Genomic DNA, 22293 nt, shown 5'->3' on the forward strand with positions numbered 1-22293 from the left:
CCAAACCAACCCAAAGCAGCCTGAAAACCGCCCGCAAGCCGCCCACACCAACCCAGGCCGTCTGAAAACTTTTCAGGCTGCCCCATCCACCGGAGTTTGAACCATGAAACGCGTCGTCGTAACCGGCATCGGCATCGTCTCCAGCCTCGGCAACAACTGCCGCGAAGTCCTCGCCGCCCTGCAAAACCTGAAATCCGGCATTTCGTTTGACGAAAGCTACCGCGAAATGGGCATGCGCTCCCACGTGGCCGGCAATATCAAAATCGACCCAAAAGACCACATCGACCGCAAAATCCTGCGCTTTATGGGCAACGCCCCCGCCTATGCCTACATCGCCATGCAGGAAGCCATCGCCAACGCCGGTCTCACCGAAGCGCAGGTTTCCAACATCCGCACCGGCATCGTTGCCGGCAGCGGCGGCGCCTCCTCCGCCAGCCAGGTCGAAGCCGCCGACATCCTGCGCGCCAGCGGCGTCAAACGCGTCGGCCCCTACGGCGTAACCAAAACCATGGCATCCACCGTTGCCGCCTGCCTGGCCACGCCGTTTAAAATCAAAGGCGTAAACTACTCCATCAGCTCCGCCTGCTCCACCTCCGCCCACTGCATCGGCCATGCCGCCGAGCTTATCCAGCTGGGCAAACAAGACATCGTTTTCGCCGGCGGCGGCGAAGAAGTCCATTGGGCGATGAGCAGCCTGTTCGACGCCATGGGCGCGCTCTCCACCAAATACAACGATACCCCCGAGCGCGCCAGCCGCGCCTACGACGCCGCGCGCGACGGCTTCGTGATTTCCGGCGGCGGCAGCATGCTGGTGATGGAAGAATACGAACACGCCAAAGCGCGCGGCGCCAACATCCTGTGCGAACTCACTGGCTACGGCGCCACTTCCGACGGCTGCGACATGGTGCAGCCCTCCGGCGAAGGCGCCGTGCGCTGCATGCAGATGGCGCTGGCGCAACACGGCGGCAGCATCGACTACATCAACGCCCACGGCACCTCCACCCCCGTCGGCGACACCAAAGAACTCGGCGCCATCCGCGAAGCCTTTGCGGGGCAAGCCGTGCCGCCCGTCAGTTCCACCAAATCCCTCTCCGGCCACGCCCTCGGCGCGGCAGGCTCGAACGAAGCGATTTATTCCATCCTGATGATGCAGAACGACTTTATCTGCGCCAGCGCCAACATCGAAACGCTCGACGAACAGGCCGCCGACCTGCCCATCGTCCGCGAAAACCGCCCCGCCAAACTCAACGCCGTCATGTCCAACAGCTTCGGCTTCGGCGGAACAAATGCCACGCTGGTTTTCAGTAGGGTTGAATAAACCGGCCGCACAAAAAGGCAGCCTGAAAAGCGGATTCGGCTTTTCAGGCTGCTTTTTATGTTTTGGCTGACTGCCTTTCAGACGACCCCGAAGGCAGCCTGAAAACCCATTCGTCCGCCAAGCAACGTTATTCCCGCGCAGGCGGAAATCTTGCGTGAGCGGCAGCGTATGGCGGGGAAAGGGGCATTGCCGCAGCTGAAAAAATTCCCGCCTACCCCTCGTCGGCACATAACCACAGGAAGGAATGACTGGATACACAAAGGCAGCCTGAAAAGTTTTCAGGCTGCCTTGTTATATTGGCTTACGCCCGCCGCCCGATATAGCGCACGCGGCCGATGACTTTCAGGCAGTTCAGGTCTTCGCCTTCAATAGTCATGTCTGGGTATTCGGGGTTGTCGCAGGCAAGGATGATTTGGCGCAGCAGCAGTTTTACGCGGCGGACAAGGGAGCGGCTGCCGATTTGCAGGGCATAGATGCCGCCATCGGCAAGTTTGTTATCGGAGAAATCAACCAGCAATTCGCAACGCCCGTCCAGCGTCGGCTTCATGGCTTCGCCGTGCACGCTGAAAATGCCGCAGTGGTTTTTATCAATGCCCAATTCGTCCATCAGCTCGCGGCTGAACAGTAGCGGCGGGGTGGCGGTGCTTTTTTCAGGCTGCAAGGGCTTGCCGGGTGGGGTGTCGGTGAGTAGATGGGCGGGGATGAAATCGGGAGTTTCCATAGGGTTTGGCTTTCGGTGGGAGATGGGGCAGCCTGAAAACTTTTCAGGCTGCCTGAAACTGCTGTTTTACACGGGCTGCGCTGCCTGATCGATTTGCTGCATCAGCCCGGCGGTGCGGGTGAGGGCGAGGATGATTTTTTGGTAGTGTTCGATGTCAGCGGCGGTGAGGGTTTGGCCTTTGCGGTCTTTGAGCCATTTTTGGGCGGGTTGGTAGCCGCCGATATAGAACTGCCATGCGGCGGCGGGAACCTTGCGGATGCAGGTGGTTTTGAGAAATTCGGCGTAGCGGCGGCAGTAGGCGGAGCTGTGCAGTACGGCGTAGATGTAGTCGAGCAGGGTTTTGGAGGTAAAACTGCCGCTTGGTGCCACACTGGAATCTGCGGCACCGGTTTCGGTTTTACCGGTTTTCAAGCTGCTTTGGGGCAGGGTTTGCGCTTCGGTACCGTCATAGGGGAGGTAGGCGAGACCAGTTTGGTTGCAGAAAGTTTGCAGTTGGGTGGAGTCAATATTGGAGCAGCGGCGGAAGCCGTTGTCAAAGTACAAAACCACCACCTGTTCACCGATACAGATCAAAGAGTTGTTGGATCTTAATCTAACCTACGTTTACTGCCATTTCTACCATGCTCTTGGCCTGTTCCAATAATGATTCGCTTTGCTGCTTCATCGCAAAGCTGCGCTGCACAGTATCGGCAATGGCAGCTTGCTCTTCCAAAGACAACAGCGGGATAAGGACGTTTTCGATTTCAGACGGCTTCCAGTGCTGGATAACCGATCCCCCCGCATCCCGTTCGGCTTGCAGGCGGACAATTGGGGAATTAAGCAGCAACGTCAGATAATCGGGCAACACAGTATCGGTTTTGATGTTCAGATGCAGGATAGCACCGGAAGTAACCGCCTGAATGTCCTCTTCTGCCTTGTAAGCAATGCCGACCGTACCGTCTTTCGTGAGCAAAATGGTGTCTTTTTTCGGATGCGGCGCATCGGCGAAAGCATTTTCGTCCAGATATTTGTCAGGTGTTGAAACACCGAATACAGACAAATCGGACACTCGGACAAAAGGCAAGCCTTCGCTGCGGTAGGCTTCCGATCCGGGTTCGACCGATTTGCATATGGATACCAAATTACCCAATTTCTGATGCGGGCGTTTGCGGATTTGCTCAAGCAGACGGTCGTATTTGCTCTGGTAGTATTCGGCATCCAAACGCCCGCTGGATCGAAAAGATTCGCTGAGGTTTTTAACGGCCGTATTCAAATGGGCAAAACGGTTTTCAGGCTGCCTGAACACGCCCAGCCCTTCGAGCAGCACCCATTCGGCCAGGCGCATAAAATGCTGCGCCTGTTCCAAAATTTCCCTATGTTTTCCAAGGCTTACCTCCCCCCCCCCCGCAAGTTTCTGAAATTATTGATTTATTTTCGATTTCTGCTTCAACCGCCGATTTCGCCTGTTGCAGCAGCGCGTCTGCTTCACGGCGCAGCGCGTTGCTTTTTTGGACATAATCGGCAATTTTGGTTTGGGTGGCGGTATCAATAAGTGGGATGGGCAGGTTTAAAACATCTTCGTTTTTGATAACCGGATAGCTGGTGCCAACATTAAATTGCAACAACCAATCTTTATACAACGGGGTACGCAGCAGCACTTTTAAAATTTCCGTCCTAAAATTACTGTCTGCTTTTTGTCGCAATACAGTAAATGCACCGCTAACTACTAGATTATCGTCATTCTCAACAATAGCCACTGCACCGCGATACGGACGGACAGTCGAAACTAACACATCACCCCTACGGGCAGAAATTTTGGCATTGGCAGGCAATTCTTCATGCAAAACTGAATTAGCTTTGTACGAACCGTCTGAAATATCGATATCACCGATTTCAACATAATTGCAGCTTGCTCCTTTCAGTAAGGGCTTATTGGTAATCAGATCGTATTCGCTACGAATAAAAGTATGTGGCTGAGATTGCAAAGTTTTCCAATAATGTTCATACTTGGGTTGGTAATACTCCGCATCCAGCCGCCCCGTTTTCAGGTAGCTTTCTTTAAGGATTTTTAGGTTGAGGCAGGGAGAGATCGTTTGAAAGTCAGTGAAACTTAAAGCATTCAATAATGCATCTTGAGCCTCAACATATTGTTTTTGGGATAATCTAAGATTCTCATATGATTGAAAAACAATATCCTTTATTTCATTTTGAAAAGTAGCAGTAAAATTAGGTATTTTTATCTGATCCATGTCTTCTAAAATCAACCCTTGCTGTACTGCTCCTCTAGTAAACCGTTGAATTTGCATCTGACCATATTTTGACATTAAAAATATAGCCAAAATTTCAGGCTTAATATTTTTCTTCCGCAAAATCGCCAACTTACAACTACATGTGGCTAGCATATCAGAATAAAATAATGATAAATTTCCGATAGTGCCAACAATAGACAACAAAACATCCCCTTTTTTTAAATGAGATCGCTGCATCAACTTAGTATCAAATATCCTTTTGCCAATATACATTGGATTTGAGGTCTCAATAAAAAATGTGCGGACATCTTGTCCCCTATAATACGGAATACCTTTTTCAATGAAATGTTCACTGATACTCATATGATTTCCGTCTGATACAGAAACCAAGTCAGTGATTGGCAATGCCCCCTGTAATATTTTATCTATTAAAAAATACGATTTACTGTAAAACTCAGCATCAATTCTTAAAGTGCGCTCTAACTTAGAATAATGTGTTTCCATAATCTCCAACCCTTCCAACAAAGCCTTATATCTCGCTTCATTGAAAGGGCTTAGGCCTTTCCCACAAACGACAGTCTCTCTTTCTTGGCAAATTCCAAAAAGGCTTCGGCGATACCGTCTTGGGTTTTGCCGTCGTGGTTAAACAAGTCGTGGCGGACAATCAGGTGTCCGTGGTCATCCAACACTGGCAGGCCGTCTGAATTTTTAACGTAGATTTTGTCGCCGCTGTTGTCTTTGCTCGGCTCCTGCATGGTGGCGAAGAAAATCGGATAGTCGTCGCGTTTGGGGCAGAGCTCGTCGTCCCATTTCTGCACAAACAGTACGCTGGTTTTGGTACCGGTATGCGGTTTGAACACGTTGCCGTGCAATCCGACTACGGCAAGGATGCGGCAGCGTTCGGCAATATAGTCGCGGATATATTTGTCACTGCTGTTGTTGAACCGTCCTTGCGGCAACACCACTGCCATGCGCCCGCCCGGTTTGAGAAAATCCAAATTGCGCTCGATAAACAAAATATCGCGCCCGACTTTGTTTTGATATTTGCCGTTGCTTTTCTTGCCTAACTCATAACGGGCAATGATGCGGGTTTCTTTGATTTCTCCGGCAAAAGGGGGATTGGCCATCAGAATATCGAATTGGAAATCGCGGTTTTGTGATTTGTTTTGGCGAAGTTTTTTTAGCTTACGCCAGCCGTTGCCGTATACATCCAGCCAGTTTTCTTCCGTGGTATTGTCGTCCCAGCGTTCGTAGTCGAGCGTGTTGAGATGCAAAACATTGGTCTGCCCGTCGCCTGCAATCAGATTGAGCGTGCGTGCGACACGCACGGCTTTTTCATCAAAGTCGATGGCAAACACTTTTTCTTCAACGTAATCTTTTTGTTCAGGTAGCTTTTCTTCGGCCGTAAACAGATGGCTGCGCTCCATGCCGCGTTCGGCAAGCTGTTTTGCCCACACATGGAAAATGGCGTGCACAGGAAATCCACAGCTACCTGCCGCGGTATCGATTACGGTTTCATGCGCTTTTGGATCAAGCATTTTCACGCACATATCAATCACATAGCGCGGAGTGAAATACTGCCCTTTTTCTCCCTTGCTGGATTTGTTAATCAGGTATTCAAACGCTTCGTCCACCACGTCCAAATTGGAGTTGAACAGTTTTACACCTTCCAGCGAGGAAACGCAGACGGCCAAATGTGAGGGAGAAAGGTTGATTTTCGCGCTCTCGGCAAACACGCCTTCCCATTTCTTTTTGGCGCGGTCGAACAGGTCTTGAATCTTGCTTTTCAGCTCGATGTCGGTATCGCCGTAGTTACGGAACTCAAGGTGGCGAAGCGTGTTGCGTGTGCTTTCCATTTCGTCGTACAGCTTGGTGAAAATCAGTTGGAATAGTTCTTCAAAGACGTCCACGCCTGCGTTTGCCAATACCTCATCTTCCATTTCCACAACCAAATCTTTTAGCGATTTGCGCTCGTGGGCAACTTTGTCGTTGGCGATCAGATCGACTATTGTCCAGCGTTCACCCAATACGTCGGACAGCTTTTCCGATACTTTGGGGATATTTGGAATATCTTTGAAATAGTTGGGATCGCGGCGGTTGTAATAGGAAATACTGTCGCCGTTGGTCCATACGCCGATGGGTGCACCGGTAGCGTTGCAGTAGGATTTGAGTTGTTCTTTGCCGTCTTTAAGCTTGGGTTTTTTCAGTTCGACAATTATGTAAACCACAGTAGGGTTGTCACGCTCGAATATTACGATATCGGCACGTTTCTTTTCGCGCCCGAAAGTTACGGCGTATTCCAGTTCCATGCGCTCGTAGGGATAGTTGTAATCCTGATGCAGTTTCAGCAGGTAAAGCTGGCGAACGGCTTCTTCGGGAGTAAGCCGGATGTCTTTTTTACGCACCAGGCATTTTACATACGGCACATCCCCGTTTTTGCCAGCTTTCATAAAAACAGCCTGTTCGAGTTCGGTGATTTGCTTTTCGTTGAATTGGGAAAGATTGTAGTTGGTGTCTTTCAGTAGGGAGGTAAGTTGCATAATGGGCTTTCAGTTATTAATGGGAATTCAGACGTCCTTACCGCTTCAACTTGGCAAAGGCATCCGCCATCGCGCTGTTGGTCGGTTGTTTCTCGCGTTGGGCTTTGCTGCTTTTCAGGCTGCTTCGGTTGTCGGAACGCGTATTTCGGCTTTCAGACGGCCTTTTGCCTGCTACACCTGATGCGGGGTCGTCTGAAAGGCGCATGGTCAGGGCGATGCGTTTGCGGGCGGCATCGACTTCCAGCACTTTCACTTTGACCACATCACCCGCTTTAACCACTTCGCGCGGGTCTTGTACGAAACGGTCGGCAAGCGCGGAGATGTGTACCAAGCCGTCTTGGTGTACGCCGATATCGACAAACGCACCAAAGTTGGCGACGTTGGAGACCACGCCTTCTAAAATCATGCCAACTTCCAAATCTTTGATTTCGTGGATTCCTTCGGCGAAGGAGGCCGTCTGAAACTCGCCGCGCGGGTCGCGGCCGGGTTTTTCCAGTTCGGCGAGAATGTCCAAAATGGTAGGCAAACCGAAACGCTCGTCGGTGAAATCGGCGGCGCGGATGTGTTTGATTTTTTCGCGGTTGCCGATCAATTCGGCGGCGGTAATGCCTTGTTGAGCCAGCATTTTGGCGACGACGGGATAGGCCTCGGGGTGGACGGCGCTCGCATCCAGCGGCTCTTTGCCGCCGTTAATCCGCAAAAAGCCCGCCGCCTGCTCGAAGGTTTTTTCACCCAAACGCGGTACTTTCAGCAGTTTTTTGCGGCTGTCGAATGCGCCGTTTTCATCGCGGTAGGCGACGATGTTTTGGGCAAGGGTCTGATTCAAACCGGAAATCCGCGCCAAGAGCGGGGCGGAAGCGGTGTTCACGTCCACGCCGACGGCGTTCACGCAGTCTTCGACCACCGCGTCCAGCGATTTGGCGAGCTGGCTTTGGTTCACGTCGTGCTGATACTGGCCCACGCCGATGGATTTGGGGTCGATTTTCACCAACTCGGCGAGCGGGTCTTGCAGCCTGCGGGCGATGGACACCGCGCCGCGCAGGGAAACGTCCAAGTCGGGGAACTCGCGCGCCGCCAGTTCGGACGCGGAATAAATCGACGCGCCGGCTTCGGATACGACGATTTTGTGCAGCCCCATTTTCCCACAGGGACTTCCTTCGGTCGCGGCCAGCCCGCGCACCAACTCGCCCGCGAGTTTGTCGGTTTCGCGGCTGGCGGTGCCGTTGCCGATGGCGATAAGCTTCACGCCGTGGGTTTTAATCAGGCGCGAAAGCGTTGCCAACATATTGTTTTCTTGGTGTAAATAAACAATGGCGGTATCCAACAGCTTGCCCGTGTCGTCCACCACCGCGCATTTCACGCCGTTGCGGTAGCCGGGGTCCAAGCCTAAGGTCGGCAAGCGTCCGGCAGGCGCGGCGAGCAGCAAGTCTTTGAGATTGCGGGCGAATACGGTAATTGCGTCATGATCGGCGGCTTCTTTTAAACGGTTCAACGCTTCCAGTTCCAACGACAGAAAAATCTTCGCCCGCCACGCCAGCCGCACGGTGTCGCGCAGCCATTTATTATTTTCTGATACGCCAAACTGCGCGGCGATGATTTGCTCGTATTCGCTCGCTTGGGTAATCGGCGTGTCGTCGGCTTGATATTTGAGCGCGATGTGCAACACGCCTTCGTTGCGCCCGCGCAAAACCGCCAGCGCGCGGTGGCTGGGCATGGTGCGCACGGCTTCGCGGTGGTCAAAATAGTCTTTGAATTTCTCGCCTTTTTCTTCTTCGTCCGCAACCACTTGCGCGTGGATTTCCGCTTCGTTCCACAGTTTTTCGCGTAGGCGGCCAATCAGCGCGGCATCTTCGGCAAACTGTTCCATCAAAATCGCGCGTGCGCCGTCCAGCGCGGCTTTGGTGTCGGGTACATTGTCATTGACAAACGGCGCGGCGGCGGTTTCCGCGTCTTGCGGCTGCTCGTTCAACAGCAAATCCGCCAGCGGCTGCAAACCGTTTTCGCGCGCGGTTTGCGCTTTGGTGCGGCGTTTGGGTTTGTAGGGCAGATACAAATCTTCCAGCGCGGTTTTGTTGTCGGCGGCTTCGATTTGGGCTTTCAGGTCGTCTGAAAGTTTGCCTTGCTCTTCAATGGATTTGAGCACGGCGGCGCGGCGCTCTTCCAGCTCGCGCAAATACTGCAAACGCTCGGCCAGCGTGCGCAGCTGCGTGTCGTCCAACCCGCCCGTGGCTTCCTTGCGGTAGCGGGCGATAAAGGGCACGGTGGCGCCGTCGTCCAGCAGGGATACGGCGGCTTCGATTTGGGCGGCGGTGGCGGAAAGTTCGGCGGCGAGGGTGGCGGTGATGTTCATGGAGGGAATCTCTTGTTAAATAATGGGTTGGGCAGTTTCAGGCTGCCGAAAAAAGGGGCGATTATATATAAGATTGAAACAGGCATCAGGCAGCCTGAAAGCGGCAAAGCGGTTTTCAGGCTGCCTTTTTTAACGAAGCCACTGGTGCGCAAACACAAACAGCACCATCAGCACGCCGCGCCCGATTTCCAGCCGCAGCAGCACAATGGCTAACTTGCGGACAAGCTGGTAATCGGCATCGGCACAGGCAAGCGGCGCAGGCTTGGCGGGGTGATTTTTCAGAAAACGGGCAAAGCGGTAGCGCAGCCGGTAAATGTCCAACACAAAATAAAGGTCGGACGGCCTGCCTGCCGCTTCGTGCAGCTGCGGGTTGGCGATAAAGGCGTCCAGCACGCTTTGGGCGCGGCGGTTTAGCCATAGGGCGAAGAGAAATTCAAGCGCCATGGCGGCGAAGAACAAATAGATTAGGATGTCGGTCATGGTGGTTTACAAAGGCAGCCTGAAAGCCGGATTTGCGGCTTTCAGGCTGCTTTTTTGCTTTATGCTGCCTTCACAGTTTATTCGACGACGATTTTCGGGAAGGCGCGGCTGAAGTCTTTGCCTTTGTCGGCCACGGCCAGGGCGACGGCAAAAGCGGCGTCGGTATAGACTTGGGCGACGGCGGGATAGTCGGCCAGCAGTTCGCCGGATTGGCCGGCGTCCATCGCTTCGCGCACCGGCAGCGACAGCGGCAGCTGGCCCAAGAGCGGCACTTTGAGTTTTTCCGCCAGCTCTTTGCCGCCGTCGCTGCCGAAAATGGCTTCGCTGTGGCCGCAGTTGGTGCAGACGTGCACCGACATATTCTCCAGTACACCCAAAATCGGGATATTGACTTTATCGAACATATCCACCGCTTTGCGCGCGTCGATCAGGGCGATGTCCTGCGGCGTGGTGACCACCACCGCGCCGGTTACCGGGATTTTCTGCGACAGAGTAAGCTGGATGTCGCCGGTGCCGGGCGGCAGATCGACGAAAAGATAGTCCACGTCGTCCCATTCGCTTTGGAACAAGAGCTGCTGCAGCGCCTGGCTGACCATCGGCCCGCGCCACACCACCGCCTGGCCGGGGTCGATCAGAAAGCCGATGGACATCACTTGGATGCCATCGCGGTTGCGCACGGGGATGAATTTGCGGTTTTGCTGCTCGGGGCGGGTTTCGGCAACGCCGAGCATGGTCGGCTGGCTGGGGCCGTAAAGGTCGGCATCGAGCACGCCGACGCGGGCGCCCATGCGCTGCAGCGCGCTAGCCAGATTGGCGGTGGTGGTCGATTTGCCGACGCCGCCCTTGCCCGAAGCCACGGCGATAATGTTTTTCACGCCTTTGATGGTGGCGACGCCCTGCTGCACTTTGTGGGCGATGATGCGGCTGCCGATTTCCACATCGGCTTCGCGGCCGATGGCATCGCAAACCGCCTGCCGCAGTCCGGCGGCCAGATGCTGCGCGGGAAAACCGAATTCGAGCTTCACATACGGCCGGCCGGCGCGCATTTCGGCGGCGGCCACTGCTTTTTCGCTGCCCAGGGTGCGGCCGGTATCGCCCAGCGGCACCGCGGCCAAGTTTTGTTGCCAAGTATCCATAGTGTTTTCCTGATGTGTGCTTGCAAACCCTGTCGGGCGGGGCGCCAAGCATAGGCAGACGGCGGGGCGAATGCAAGCACAAAAAACCTTAAAAACCGTGTTTGTTTCGCCGTTTCTGCCGCCGGCCGCGCTTTCAGGCTGCTTGGGGCAAACGGCGAATTTCCCGCAGTTTTATGCACATCGGCGCCTTTTTCACAAAGCGGTTTTTGTCAAGAATAAAAAAGCGCTTTCAAATCAATATACCCAAATTAACAACATGATTTAAAACAAATTTAGCCATGCGCGTTTTTTAGGCAAAAACAGGGCAACGCTTATCAGTAAAGAAGTTTTAAGGATTATTCTGCTTTTATCCACATTGTTACCCACAGATTTTGTGGACGAGTTTTCCACCGCAGCAAACGCTGTTTTGCCCCCTTTAGCGCACTACCCCGTTTTCAGGCTGCCAGCCGCCGCCCAAGGCCTTGTAGAGAGCGAGCAGGTTGAGACCGGCGGCCAGGCGGCTGTCGGCCAGTTTTTCGTCGGCATCCGCTGCCGAGAGTTCGGCCTGCAGGGCGACATCAAGCGTTTTGCGGCCGTGGCGGAACAGCAGGCGGTCGTCGCGCACCTGCTTGGCGGCGGTTTGTGCGGCGGCGGCGATGCGCTCCTGCTGCCGCGCCAGCGCTGCCTGCGCCTGATAGGCGTTGTCCACGTCGGCCAGCGCCTGCAGCAGGGTTTGGTCGTAGCGCAGCAGCGCGGTTTTCAGGCGGGCATCGGCGGCATCGATATTGGCGCGGATGCGGCCGCCGGTAAAAATCGGCAGCTGCACGCCCAGGCTGAGCAGGCCCCCGCTGCTGCTGCGCTGGTTGTTGAGCAGCGCCAGATCGCTGCCCAGCTCGATGCGGCCGGTCTGCCACAAAAATTTAATTTCAAAGCGCGGCAGCAGATCGGCTTTGGCGCTGGCGAGCTTGGCGGCATACGCCTGCACTTCGGCGGCGCGGGCGCGGATATCGGGGCGCTGCTCGAGCAGATCGGCCGGCTGCTGCCCCTGCGGTGCGGCGGGCAGATGCTGCAGCAGCGCGGCGCGGCGCATGGCATCGGTGTCGAGACGGAAATCCTGCGGCGTCTGGCCGGTTAAAACGGCGATGCTGCGCCGGTGCAGGTCAAATTCGGCATCCAGCGTTGCCTGCCGCGCCGCCAGCGCCTGCACCGCCGCCGCTGCGGCATCGGTATCGTGGGCGCTGGCCTGGCCGGCGCGGAAACGGCCGGCGGCATAGCGCTGCAACTGGCGCAGGGTGGCGGCACGGCGCTCCAGCAGCGTCTGCTGCTCGAGAATGCGCAGCGCGTGCAGATAATGTTCGGCAATCTCCGCTGCCACCAGCAGGCGGCTGCCGTAAAGCTGCTCCTGCACGCCGAGCGCGGCGGCGCGGGCGGCATCGGCGTCGCTGCGTTTTTTGCCGAAAATATCCGGTTCCCACGAAGCGCGCAGGCCGAAAGAAGTCATGGTGGCATGGTTACCGAAATGCGGGTCGTCGCGCCCGCTGCGGTAGCCGTAGCCGGCAGCCTGCGCGCCCAGCTGCGGATTCAGCTCGGCACCCGCCAGCCGCGCGGTGGCGCGGGCTTCCGCCAAGCGCGATTGCGCGGCGGCAATATCGGGGCTGTGCGCCAAGCCCCGCTCAATCAGGCTTTGCAGCTGCGCATCCGGCCACTGCCGCCACCAGCGGGCGATGTCCGCGCTGCCCTGCGCTGCGCCGGCATGCTCGAAATTCGCCGGCAGGCGCACGGCAGACGGCGCGGTAATCTCGGTGCTGCGGCAGGCAGCCAGCGCCAGCAGCAGCGCGGCGGCGGCAAAACGAAACGGGACGGCGGACATGGCGGATTCCTTTCGTGGTTCGGTTTGGGGCGGCAGGCAGCCTGAAAAGCCGGGCAGACGGTTTTCAGGCTGCCTGAAAGCAGCGCAAAGGGGTTTCAGGCTGCCTTTCTCGTTTCCGGCAGCCTGAAAACGGCTAGCCCTGCCGTGCCAGCATCTGGCGGAAACGGGCAACAGCCAGCGCGGTAAAGGCCAGGCCGGAGAAGGCGGTGGCGGCAACGTGCGACCAGATCACCTGCCAGCCGGCGCCGCGGAACACCACCGCCTGCGAAATGGCGGTGAAATGGGTTAAGGGCGAAAGGCGGGAAATCTGGCGCATCAGCAGCGGCAGGCTCTCCAGCGGCGAGGCCGAGCCGGAAATCAGGTTGATGGCGATGTAGATAATGATGCACAGCAGGCTGAACTGCGGCATGGTCGGCGCGCAGGTGGCCAGAAAGATGCCCAGTCCGGCCATTGCCGACAAAAACACCGCGTTGCAGGCAACAAACAGCGCCAGCGAGCCGTTAATCGGCGCGCCCACCGCCTGATGGACGATGAAATACAGCGACAGCGTGCTGGCGGTGAGAATAATCAGCACATTGGCGGCAATCTTGGCGAGCACAATCTCGCCGGCACCCACCGGCATCACCAGCAGATGCTCGATGGTGCCGCGCTCGCGTTCGCGGATAACCGCGGCTCCGGCAAGAATCATCGCCATCAGCGCAGCATTGCCGACGATTTGCGACACCGGCATAAACCATTCGGTTTTCAGATTGGGATTGAACAGGATATTGATTTGCGGCTCGAAAGGCAGCACCGCCGGCGCATAATCTTTCAGATATTCGGCGTTTTCGCGGCGGATGATTTCCTGCAGATAGCCGGTGCCCTTGCCGGCCTGCGACATAGCGGTGGCATCGACCAGCAGCTGCACCTGCGGCCGGCGGCCGGCAAGCAGGTCGGCAGTATAGTTTGGCGGAAAAGACAGGATAAAGGTGTAGCGTCCGGTATCCATCGCGCGGTCGATCTCCGGCTCGTCGATGTCTTCCACGCTTTTAAACTGCGGCGGCAGCAGCGAATCGCGGATGCGGTAGGTAAGCGTGCTGCGGTCTTGGTCGTGCACGGCAACGGCGGCGTTTTTCATCTCGGTGGTGATGTTTTTCGCCGTGGAATAAATGCTGGAAGAAAACATAAACACCACCAGCGCCAGCAGCGCATAGTCGCGCAGAAAGCTGCGGATTTCCTTGGCGGTGAGGTAGAGAATATTGTGCAGCAGGCGCATGTCAGGACTCCTGTTTTTTCAAGAGCAGCGCAGCCAGGAGCAGATAGCCCAGGAAAAACGCCAGCAGCACGCCGAAAATCGGATAAACGTCGCGCCAGAGCAGCCCTTTGGTAATCACGCCCAGGCCGACCATCTGGAACCAGCTGGCGGGAAAGCCGCGGCCGATCCAGTAGCCCGAACCGCTGAGCGTGGAAAACGGGTAAATCATGCCGGAAAAATTCATCGCCGGAATCATGGCCAGAATCGCCGCCGCGAAAATCGCCGCCACCTGCGAACGCACAAAGGCCGACACCAGCAGGCCGAAAGCGGTGGTTGCAAGCACGAAACACAGCGCGCCGGCCGTCAGCGCCGCCAGCGAACCTTTTACCGGCACATCCAATACCAGCACGATTACCGCCACCAGCATCACATAAGCGCCCATCGAAAGCGCCACATACGGCAGCTGCTTGCCCAGCAGATACTGCAGGCTGGAAGCGGGCGAGGAATACAGATTCATAATCGAACCGATCTCCTTTTCGCGCACCACCCCCAGCGCGGTCATCATCGCCGGAATCATCACCAGCGCCAGCATCAGAAAGCCCGGCGCCAGCGCATTGATGCTTTTAAAGGTCGGGTTGTAGATAAAGCGCATATCGAGATCGGCGCCGGCAGGCTGGATGCCGTAGGTGCGGTACAGCGACAGCGCGTAGCCGGCGGCAATGCCCTGCGCATAGCCGGCGATGTTTTCGCCCTGCTGCGGCATGGCGCCGTCGATATAAAACGCCACTTGCGGCCGCCGCTGCGCCAACAGGTCGCGGCCAAAATGCGGCGGGATTTCGATGACCAGCTCCACACGGGTGGCGGTCAGTTCGGCGGCAATGTCTTCGCGGCGTGACAAATCGGCGGCGCGGCGGAAATAGGCCGAACCTTCAAACTCGCGCACCAGCTCGCGGCTGTAGCGGCTTTGGTCTTGGTCGAGCACGGCAAAATCCAGCTGGTCGGTATCGTAGGAAATGCCCAAGCTGCCGGCAAACAGGTAAATCAGCGGCCCCAGCAGCGCAAACATTAGCCGGATGCGGTCGCCCGCCAGCTCCCGCCCCTCACGCAGGGCGAAAGTCAGCACCATCGCCAGCCAGTAGCGCAAACCGCGCGGGCGCGGTTTTTCAGGCTGCTTACTGCCCTTGGCGCTTTTCAGGCTGCCTGAAAGATTGTTGGCGGTGTTGGGTTTGGGGGTTTCAGGCTGCCTTTGTTCCGCAACTGCTTCAACTGCCCTTGCTAGGTTTTCAGGCTGCTTCTGATCAGCGTTCTGACTTCCGTTCAGGCAGCCTGAAACGTCTTCCGCAGCATTTTCAGGCTGCCTGCCGCCGTCGCTTGGTTTCAGGCTGCCTGAAAGATTACTAGCGGTGCCTGTTTCGGTATTTTCAGGCTGCTTTTGTCCTTTATCTGCGGCAACAGTCTCCACGCTTTCAGGCTGCCCGCTTTCCCGTGCTTCGTCCTGCTCGAGAAAGCGGATAAACGACTCTTCCAGGCTGGCGGCCTGCTGGCGCTGCACCAGTTCGGCGGGGGTGCCGACGGCGAGCACGCGGCCGCGGTGCATCAGCGAGATGCGGTCACAGCGCTCGGCTTCGTTCATAAAGTGGGTGGAAACAAAGATGGTGACGCGCTCTTGGCGCGAGAGCTGCAGCAGATACTGCCAAAACATATCGCGGGCGGCGGGATCGACGCCGGAAGTCGGCTCGTCGAGTATCAGCACTTTGGGGCGGTGCAGGCAGGCGGCGGCCAGCTGCAGGCGCTGGCGCACGCCCAAAGGCAGGGCGGCGGGCAGGCTGTCGGCGTGTTCGGCAAGCTCGAACTGGCGCAGCACGCCGTCGATGGCGGCGGCGGCTTGGGCGATGCGGTAGAGACGGGCGTGCAGCACCAGATTCTGGCGCACGCTGAGCTCTTCATAGAGTGAAAAGGCCTGCGACATATAGCCGGTCTGCATCCGCGTTTCGAGATTGCCGGCGGCCACCGGCTTGCCGAGCAGGCGGGCACTGCCGTCGCTGGCGGCCAGCAGGCCGGTGAGCATTTTCATGGTGGTGGATTTGCCGCAGCCGTTGGAGCCGAGAAAGCCGAAAATCTCGCCCTGGGCGATGCGGAAACTCACATCGTTCACCGCAATAAAGTCGCCAAACCGCTTGCTCAGATGCTCGGCTTCGATGGCGGGCGGCAGCGCGGGATCGGCGGCAAACGGCGTCAGCATTTCGTCGTGCCACGGGCTGCGCCGCTCGGCCGGCAGCATGGCGACATAGGCCGCTTCCAGCGTGATGCCGCCGGAAAGCACTTCGGCCATCGGCCGGCAGGCGAGCACGCGGCCGGCATCCAGCGCCAGCAGGTAGTCGAACTGCTCGGCTTCTTCCATATAGGCGGTGGCGACCAGCACCGTCATGCCCGGGTTTTCCGCCCGCAACTCGGCCACCAGCTGCCAAAACTGGCGGCGCGACAGGGGATCGACGCCGGTGGTCGGCTCGTCCAAGATCAGCAGTTCGGGATCGTGCACCAGCGCGCAGCACAGACTGAGTTTCTGCTTCATGCCGCCGGAGAGCTTGCCGGCGGCACGCTCGGCAAAGGGTGTCAGGCCGGTGGCATCGAGCAGGCGGGCGATGCGCTCTTCGCGCTCGCGCCGGTTTAAGCCGAACAGGCGGGCATGGAAGGCAACGTTGTCATGCACCGACAAAGTGGGATACAGGTTTTTGCCCAAGCCCTGCGGCATAAAGGCGATGCGCGGTAGCAGCGCTTCGCGCTCGCGGCGGCGGGCGGGATCGGCGCCGAGCACGCGCACGCTGCCCTTCTGGATGGTTTTCACGCCGGCTATCAGCGCCAGCAGCGTTGATTTGCCCACACCATCCGGCCCGATCATGCCGATGCTGGCGCCCTGCGGCAGGCTCAGGGTGATATTGTCGAGCGCGGTTTTACCGCGGTAGCTGTGGCTTAAGCCGCGGATTTCGACGGCGTTCACGACCGCGCCCCGGAAGCAGCGTTTTCAGGCTGCCTGCTCGGGTTTTCAGGCTGCTTTTGGACAGCAGATGCGGTCTCAGCACTTTCAGGCTGCCCTGCCGGCGGCAGTTTCACCGCCAGCTGCGCCGGCCAGGATTGGGTTTGGTCGAGCCGCACATAGCCGGTGGCGGTCATGCCGCCTTTGAGCCAGCGGCGGTAGCGGCGGGCGGTGTCGGCGTCGATTTTCAGCCGTACGCGGAACATCAGCCGCGTGCGCTCTTCGGCAGTTTCGACAAATTTGGGCGTGAACTGCGCCTGTGCCGCCACATGCCTTACCCGCGCCGGAAATACCGCGTCCAGCCCGTCGAACACCAGCCGCGCTTCGCTGCCCAGCGGAATGCGGTTGATATCGGGCGCGGCCAGAAAAATATCCATGCCGGCGTCGTCCAAATCCAGCAGGCTCACCACCCGCCCGCCCGCCGGCAGCACGCCGCCGGGCTGCGCCAGCACATATTCCACCCGGCCGGCTTTGGGCGCGCGCACCGCCAAATCGTCCATCACCGACGACGCCCGATCCACCAGCGCCTGCGCCTGCCCCACGCCCGACTGCGCTTCGGCCGCCGCCGAGCGCGCCGCCTGCACAGCCGCCTGCGCCGCATCGCGCTGCGCCAGACGGGCATTGAGTTCGGACTGGGAAATCAGGCCGTCGCGATAGAGCGCGCGGGCATTGTCGGCATCCATCTGCGCGGTTTTGAGCTGCTGGCGCTGCGCTTCCACCTGCGCTTGGGCGCGGCGCACGCTCTGCTCGAGCTGGCCGCGCCGCGCCCGCGCTTCGGCCACCTGGGTTTCGGTGGTGGCCGATTCCAGCCGCGCCAGCACCGCGCCGGACGCCACTTCGTCGCCCTCGTCCACTTCCACGCGCTCGATGCGGCCGGCATACAGCGTCGCCACGTCCAAGCGCTCGAACTCCAAGCGGCCGTTGGCGCGGGCAATGCCGGCCAGCGGGTCTTCGCCGCCGCTGAAACCGAAACGGTAGGCGGCAAACCCGGCCGCCAGTGCCAGCACTAATCCCAGTAACAGCTTTTTAGCCATATCCGCCTCCTCTAATGCGAAACTTTATTGGAATGTAATCGATTGTAAACCCCTGCCGGCAGTCTGAAAAGGCGCTTGGCGCTTTCAGGCTGCTTTTCCGGCTTTGGCGGCACTTTATTGCCCGACTCTGTACCATCTGCAGCCTGAAAAAAAAACGCCGGTTCGCCCGCCGCCGCGCAAACGGCTACAATCCGCCTGCCGCAAAACTTTCAGGCTGCCTGCATCCGCCCAAGCCAGCCCCACCCGTTTAGAAAGAAAAGACCATGACCCGCCCCACCCTTGCCGCTGCCGCCTGCACGCTGATGCTTGCCGCCTGCACCGCCGGCCAGCCCGCGCCGCAGAGCGAGTCCGCACCCACCACCCAGCTTGGCCTGAAACGCCAATGGATGCTCGAACAATGGCCGGGCTTCGGGCGCGAAGAGCTGCAGCGCCTGCAGGCCGGCATCAACCTGACTTCGCTGCCGCAAGCAAGCGGCAGTATGGGCTGCAACCGGCTGATGTTCAGCGTTGAAACCGCCGCGCCGCAGCAGCGTGAAGGCCGCATCCGCTTTGGCAGCGTCGCCGCCACCCGCATGTATTGCGACGGCCGCATGAAGCTGGAAGCCGATTTTTCCAGCCGCATCGGCAGCTTCACCCGCTACCGGCTCGACGGCCATTATCTGATTTTGCAAAACAACCAAGGCCAGAGCGCCCGCTTTGTCGCCCAAGACTGGGATTAAGGCTTAAGGTCGCGCCCGACGGTTTTCAGGCTGCCTGAAGCGTAGAAAAACAGCGCCCAAGCAGCCTGAAACCTTTTTCCCGCTTTTTAAAGCGCAAAAAAGCAGCCTGAAAAACGTGCCAAACGCTTTTCAGGCTGCTTTTTCTTATTCAACGGCGGCGCGGCTATTTCGGCCGACGGTAGCTGCTGTGGCAGCTGGTGCAGCTTTCTTCCACTTTGGCGTAGGCGGCGCGGATGTCGTCGAGTTTCTGGCTTTTGGCGGCGGCGTTGAGTTCGTCCACCGCAGCGAAAAATTTGTCCTGCTCGGCCTTAAACTGCTGCGGCTGCTGCCAGATGCCGGGCAGCGCGTCGCCGTTGCCTTCGGGGTCGCTGGCGAAATACTCGAAAGGCTCGCGCGCTTCGCTGCTGAAGGTCTGCGCCAGTTTTTCAAACTGCTCGGGCACATAGGCTTCGTCGCCCTTGGCCATTTTGCCCATGCGCGAAAAACCGGGCATAAAGGTTTTGAAGGCGATGCTGCGCTCTTCGGACAGCGGCCCTTTGGCGCCACCCGCACCTGCGCCGCCGTCGCAGGCGGCCAGCAGCAGAGCGCTCAGGGCAAAAATCAAAATCGGTTTTTTCATGCGGGTGTTCCTATCGTGTGATGCGGCGTCGGTGTTATTATCGCTGTGTTTTTCAGGCTGCCTGAAGCCGAAAGGCCGGCGCAAAGGCGGCGCATCATACCTTAATTTCACGGAAAGGAAAAAATCATGGCCGTATTGATTACCGGAGCTTCCGCAGGGTTTGGCGCGGCGATGGCGCGCCAGTTTGCCGCCGCGGGCATTGCCGTTATCGGCGCCGCCCGCCGCAGCGAGCGTTTGGACGGACTGAAAGCCGAATTGGGCGAGTTGTTTCATCCTTTGGCGATGGACGTGCGCAGCAAAGAATCGGTTGATGCCGCCTTATCGTCGCTGGCCGAAGCGCCCGAAGCCTTCCGCAGTATTGACTGCCTGATCAACAACGCCGGTCTGGCGCTCGATCTTTCCCCCGCCCACCAGGCCGATTTTGCCGACTGGGAAAACATGATCGCCACCAATATCACCGGCCTGGCCTATCTCACCCGCCAAGTGTTGCCGGAGATGGTGGCGCGCGGCGAAGGCTACGTGATCAATATCGGCTCGATTGCCGGCAGCTACCCCTACCCGGGCAGCAATGTGTACGGCGCCACTAAAGCCTTTGTGCACCAATTCAGCCTGAACCTGCGCGCCGATTTGCACGGCAGCGGCGTGCGCGTGAGCAATATCGAACCCGGCCTGTGCGGCGGCACCGAGTTTTCGCAGGTGCGCTTTAAGGGCGACGAAGCGCGCGCCGCCGCCGTTTACGAAGGCGTGCAGGCGCTCGCGCCCGAAGACGTCGCCGCCGCCGCGCTGTGGCTGTATCAGACGCCCAAGCACGTTAATGTCAATTATCTGGAGATGATGCCGGTGTCGCAGAGTTTCGACCGTCATCCCGTTTACCGCCCCGCACCCGAGCCGGCGGCGACAGAAGATAAGCAAGCTGCCGAGCCGGCACCCAAGCGCGGCTTTTTCAGCCGGTTGTTCGGCGGATAAATACCACCTTAAGCGCAAACAACAGGCAGCCTGAAAGCCGTAAACACGCTTTTCAGGCTGCCTTTTTGACTGCCGCGCTTGCACCCTGCCGCCGCGTCTGTAAAATGCGGCGTTTTTTCAAAACGGCACCCTAGATGAAACAGGTTTTCGTTATCCAACACCCGAACTTGGCCGCTCTGCCGCTGGTGCAGACCGCGCGGCATTTCAGGCTGCCTGAAAGCATAACCGGCAGCAGCCTGCGCCTTGCCGTAGCCGCAGATGCCGCTATTCCCGCGGAAGTGGCCGCCGAATTGGATGCGGCGGGTGCCGAATACGCGCTGCTGGCCGATACCGCCTTTGCCGATTTGGGGCTGATTGTCAGCGATATGGACAGCACGCTGATTACCATCGAGTGCATCGACGAAATCGCCGCCGCAGCCGGTTTGAAAGAACAAGTGGCGGCGGTAACCGAGCGGGCGATGCGCGGCGAGATGGACTTTGAAGACTCGCTGCGCGAGCGCGTCGCCCTGCTGGCCGGCCTGCCCGAAAGCGTGCTGGATGATGTGTACGAACACGCGCTGCGCCTGTCGCCCGGCGCCGAGTATCTGCTGGCCGAATGCAAAAAGCACCAAGTGAAGTTTCTGCTGGTTTCCGGCGGTTTCACCTTTTTTACCGAGCGGCTCAAAGAGCGGCTGGGACTGGACTGGGCGTATGCCAACACCTTGGAAACCGCCGGCGGCAAACTCACCGGCAGGGTCGTCGGCCCGGTTATCGATGCCGCTGCCAAAGCGCGGCTGCTGGAAGAACACCGCCTGGCGCTCGGTCTAAAGCGGCATCAGGTTGCCGCCGTCGGCGACGGTGCCAACGACATCCCGATGCTGCAGGCCGCCGGTTTCGGCATCGCCTACCACGCCAAACCCAAAACCCGCGCCCAAGCCGCGCTCAACATCCGCCACATGGGGCTCGAAGCCCTGCGCGGCTGGTTTGCCTGAGCTTTCAGGCAGCCTGAAACCTTTTACAGATTGCAGATTATGGACATCAAACTGATCGTCGGCCTGGGCAACCCCGGCAGCCAATACGAACACACCCGCCACAACGCCGGCTTCTGGTTTCTCGACGAGCTGGCGCACGCCTGGGGCGTCTCCTTCCAAAGCCAGAAAAAATACCACGGCCAGGCAGCGCGCGCCGAGCGGCCGCAGGGCGACATCTGGCTGCTCAAGCCCGACACCTTTATGAACCTCTCCGGCCAGTCCGTCGCCCCCTTGGCGCAGTTTTACAAAATCCGCCCCGACCAAATCCTCGTCGCCCACGACGAGTTGGACATCCCCTGCGGCCAAACCCGCTTCAAAATCGGCGGCGGCAACGGCGGCCACAACGGCCTCAAAGACATCCAAGCGCGGCTGGGCACCCCCGACTTCTACCGCCTGCGCCTGGGCATCGGCCACCCGGGTGACCGCAATCTGGTAACCAGCTTCGTGCTCGGCAAACCGCCCGCCGCCGAGCGCGAACTGATCGAGCGCGCCGTCGCCAAATCGCTGGCCGCCATGCCGCTGATACTCGAAGGCAGCCGCGACGAAGCCGTGCGCTTTTTGCACGGCAAACAACCCGGTTTCGACTAAGCGCCGCCGAGCCGCACAAAAAGCAGCCTGAAAACCGCAGCAAACGGTTTTCAGGCTGCTTTTTTGGGTCGGGCAAGTTTTTCAGGCTGCCTGCGCCGTCAGAAACGCCGCAATCCGCTCTTCGCTTAACGACGAATCGCACACCGCTTCGCCCTCGGGCAGGCGCAACAGGGCGGGGACGGTGCGGATGGCGTAGGTGGCGCGCAGCTCTGCCCAGGCGGCTTTGTCGCGGCTGTCGGCAAAATGTACCGCCGCGCCCGTCTGCCGGACGGCGCGGGCGAGTTTGGGCAGGAAACGGCGGCAGTAGGAGCAGCTTTCGCGGCCGAAAAACACCACGGCGCTGCGGCCGCCGGCAATCAGCCGCTCTACGTCTTCGGGGCAGACGGCGGTAAAGGCGGCGGTGATGGCGGAGAAATCTTGTTCGGTGGGGGCTGACATCATCGGCTTTCGGTTTGATAAATTCGGTT

Annotated in this window: 20 protein-coding genes; 6 read left to right on the forward strand and 14 right to left on the reverse strand. The window is 58.5% G+C overall.

All coding sequences use genetic code 11. The features are described from left to right. Positions 1-103 precede the first annotated feature (103 nt). Positions 104-1318 carry a beta-ketoacyl-ACP synthase I gene (gene fabB / locus OP500_RS02740; RefSeq protein WP_274070108.1) on the forward strand — a complete coding sequence of 405 codons (1215 nt, stop codon included), beginning with the start codon at positions 104-106 and terminating at the stop codon, positions 1316-1318. Between the two features lie 301 nt (positions 1319-1619). Here fabB and OP500_RS02745 read toward each other — a convergent pair whose 3' ends face one another. The 8 genes from OP500_RS02745 to apbC all read right to left on the reverse strand — a co-directional run bounded on the left by OP500_RS02745 (position 1620) and on the right by apbC (position 10773). After that, on the reverse strand, positions 1620-2039 hold the full coding sequence (locus tag OP500_RS02745; RefSeq protein ID WP_274070109.1) for a S24 family peptidase: 420 nt from the start codon (positions 2037-2039) through the stop codon (positions 1620-1622). Between the two features lie 66 nt (positions 2040-2105). Then, complete coding sequence (locus tag OP500_RS02750; protein ID WP_238747398.1) at positions 2106-2582, reverse strand: type ISP restriction/modification enzyme; 477 nt, start codon at positions 2580-2582, stop codon at positions 2106-2108. A 49-nt stretch (positions 2583-2631) separates the two neighbouring features. Next, the gene (locus tag OP500_RS02755; RefSeq protein ID WP_274070110.1) at positions 2632-3363 is read right to left on the reverse strand and encodes a restriction endonuclease subunit S; all 732 of its coding nucleotides are present in this window, start codon (positions 3361-3363) and stop codon (positions 2632-2634) included. Positions 3364-3391: 28 nt separating this feature from the next. After that, on the reverse strand, positions 3392-4771 hold the full coding sequence (locus tag OP500_RS02760; protein ID WP_274070111.1) for a restriction endonuclease subunit S: 1380 nt from the start codon (positions 4769-4771) through the stop codon (positions 3392-3394). Between the two features lie 50 nt (positions 4772-4821). Next, the gene (locus tag OP500_RS02765) at positions 4822-6807 is read right to left on the reverse strand and encodes an N-6 DNA methylase (protein ID WP_274070112.1); all 1986 of its coding nucleotides are present in this window, start codon (positions 6805-6807) and stop codon (positions 4822-4824) included. A 37-nt stretch (positions 6808-6844) separates the two neighbouring features. Continuing rightward, positions 6845-9157: a Tex family protein gene (locus OP500_RS02770; protein WP_274070113.1), complete on the reverse strand. Its 2313-nt coding sequence runs from the start codon at positions 9155-9157 to the stop codon at positions 6845-6847. A 129-nt stretch (positions 9158-9286) separates the two neighbouring features. Continuing rightward, positions 9287-9637 (reverse strand): hypothetical protein, encoded by a 351-nt coding sequence (locus OP500_RS02775; protein WP_274070114.1) that lies wholly within the window; start codon positions 9635-9637, stop codon positions 9287-9289. Positions 9638-9714: 77 nt separating this feature from the next. Continuing rightward, positions 9715-10773 (reverse strand): iron-sulfur cluster carrier protein ApbC, encoded by a 1059-nt coding sequence (apbC, locus tag OP500_RS02780; RefSeq protein ID WP_274070115.1) that lies wholly within the window; start codon positions 10771-10773, stop codon positions 9715-9717. A gap of 70 nt (positions 10774-10843) precedes the next feature. On the opposite strand from apbC, the gene OP500_RS02785 reads away from it, so the two are divergent. Then, positions 10844-11038, forward strand: coding sequence for a hypothetical protein (locus OP500_RS02785; RefSeq protein ID WP_238747376.1), 195 nt, complete (start codon positions 10844-10846; stop codon positions 11036-11038). Positions 11039-11188: 150 nt separating this feature from the next. On the opposite strand, the gene OP500_RS02790 is transcribed toward OP500_RS02785, so the two are convergent. From OP500_RS02790 to OP500_RS02805, 4 genes are all read right to left on the reverse strand, one after another. Then, positions 11189-12622 (reverse strand): efflux transporter outer membrane subunit, encoded by a 1434-nt coding sequence (locus OP500_RS02790; RefSeq protein ID WP_238747373.1) that lies wholly within the window; start codon positions 12620-12622, stop codon positions 11189-11191. A gap of 133 nt (positions 12623-12755) precedes the next feature. Beyond that, the gene (locus tag OP500_RS02795; RefSeq protein ID WP_274070116.1) at positions 12756-13877 is read right to left on the reverse strand and encodes an ABC transporter permease; all 1122 of its coding nucleotides are present in this window, start codon (positions 13875-13877) and stop codon (positions 12756-12758) included. Position 13878: 1 nt separating this feature from the next. Next, complete coding sequence (locus OP500_RS02800) at positions 13879-16854, reverse strand: ATP-binding cassette domain-containing protein (protein ID WP_238747360.1); 2976 nt, start codon at positions 16852-16854, stop codon at positions 13879-13881. Beyond that, positions 16851-17924 (reverse strand): HlyD family secretion protein, encoded by a 1074-nt coding sequence (locus OP500_RS02805; RefSeq protein ID WP_274070117.1) that lies wholly within the window; start codon positions 17922-17924, stop codon positions 16851-16853. Before OP500_RS02805 ends, OP500_RS02800 begins: the two co-directional genes overlap by 4 nt. Before the next feature lie 263 nt (positions 17925-18187). Here OP500_RS02805 and OP500_RS02810 point away from each other — a divergent pair, with 263 nt between their 5' ends. Next, positions 18188-18643 carry an META domain-containing protein gene (locus tag OP500_RS02810; protein WP_238747339.1) on the forward strand — a complete coding sequence of 152 codons (456 nt, stop codon included), beginning with the start codon at positions 18188-18190 and terminating at the stop codon, positions 18641-18643. A gap of 163 nt (positions 18644-18806) precedes the next feature. Here OP500_RS02810 and OP500_RS02815 read toward each other — a convergent pair whose 3' ends face one another. Then, positions 18807-19262: a c-type cytochrome gene (locus OP500_RS02815; RefSeq protein ID WP_238747330.1), complete on the reverse strand. Its 456-nt coding sequence runs from the start codon at positions 19260-19262 to the stop codon at positions 18807-18809. A 126-nt stretch (positions 19263-19388) separates the two neighbouring features. Between OP500_RS02815 and OP500_RS02820 the strand changes: the two genes are divergently transcribed. From OP500_RS02820 to pth, 3 genes are all read left to right on the forward strand, one after another. Continuing rightward, the gene (locus OP500_RS02820; protein WP_238747322.1) at positions 19389-20228 is read left to right on the forward strand and encodes an SDR family NAD(P)-dependent oxidoreductase; all 840 of its coding nucleotides are present in this window, start codon (positions 19389-19391) and stop codon (positions 20226-20228) included. 134 nt (positions 20229-20362) lie between these two features. Next, complete coding sequence (serB, locus tag OP500_RS02825) at positions 20363-21199, forward strand: phosphoserine phosphatase SerB (RefSeq protein WP_238747321.1); 837 nt, start codon at positions 20363-20365, stop codon at positions 21197-21199. A gap of 39 nt (positions 21200-21238) precedes the next feature. Further along, positions 21239-21826: an aminoacyl-tRNA hydrolase gene (gene pth / locus OP500_RS02830; protein ID WP_238747319.1), complete on the forward strand. Its 588-nt coding sequence runs from the start codon at positions 21239-21241 to the stop codon at positions 21824-21826. An 81-nt stretch (positions 21827-21907) separates the two neighbouring features. Here the strand turns inward: pth and OP500_RS02835 are convergent, their stop codons facing one another. Further along, positions 21908-22267 (reverse strand): thioredoxin family protein, encoded by a 360-nt coding sequence (locus tag OP500_RS02835; RefSeq protein ID WP_238747317.1) that lies wholly within the window; start codon positions 22265-22267, stop codon positions 21908-21910. Positions 22268-22293: the final 26 nt, after the last annotated feature.

The sequence above is a fragment of the Kingella sp. SNUBH-2017 genome (assembly GCF_028680565.1).
Classification (GTDB): Bacteria; Pseudomonadota; Gammaproteobacteria; order Burkholderiales; family Neisseriaceae; genus Kingella_D; species Kingella_D pumchi.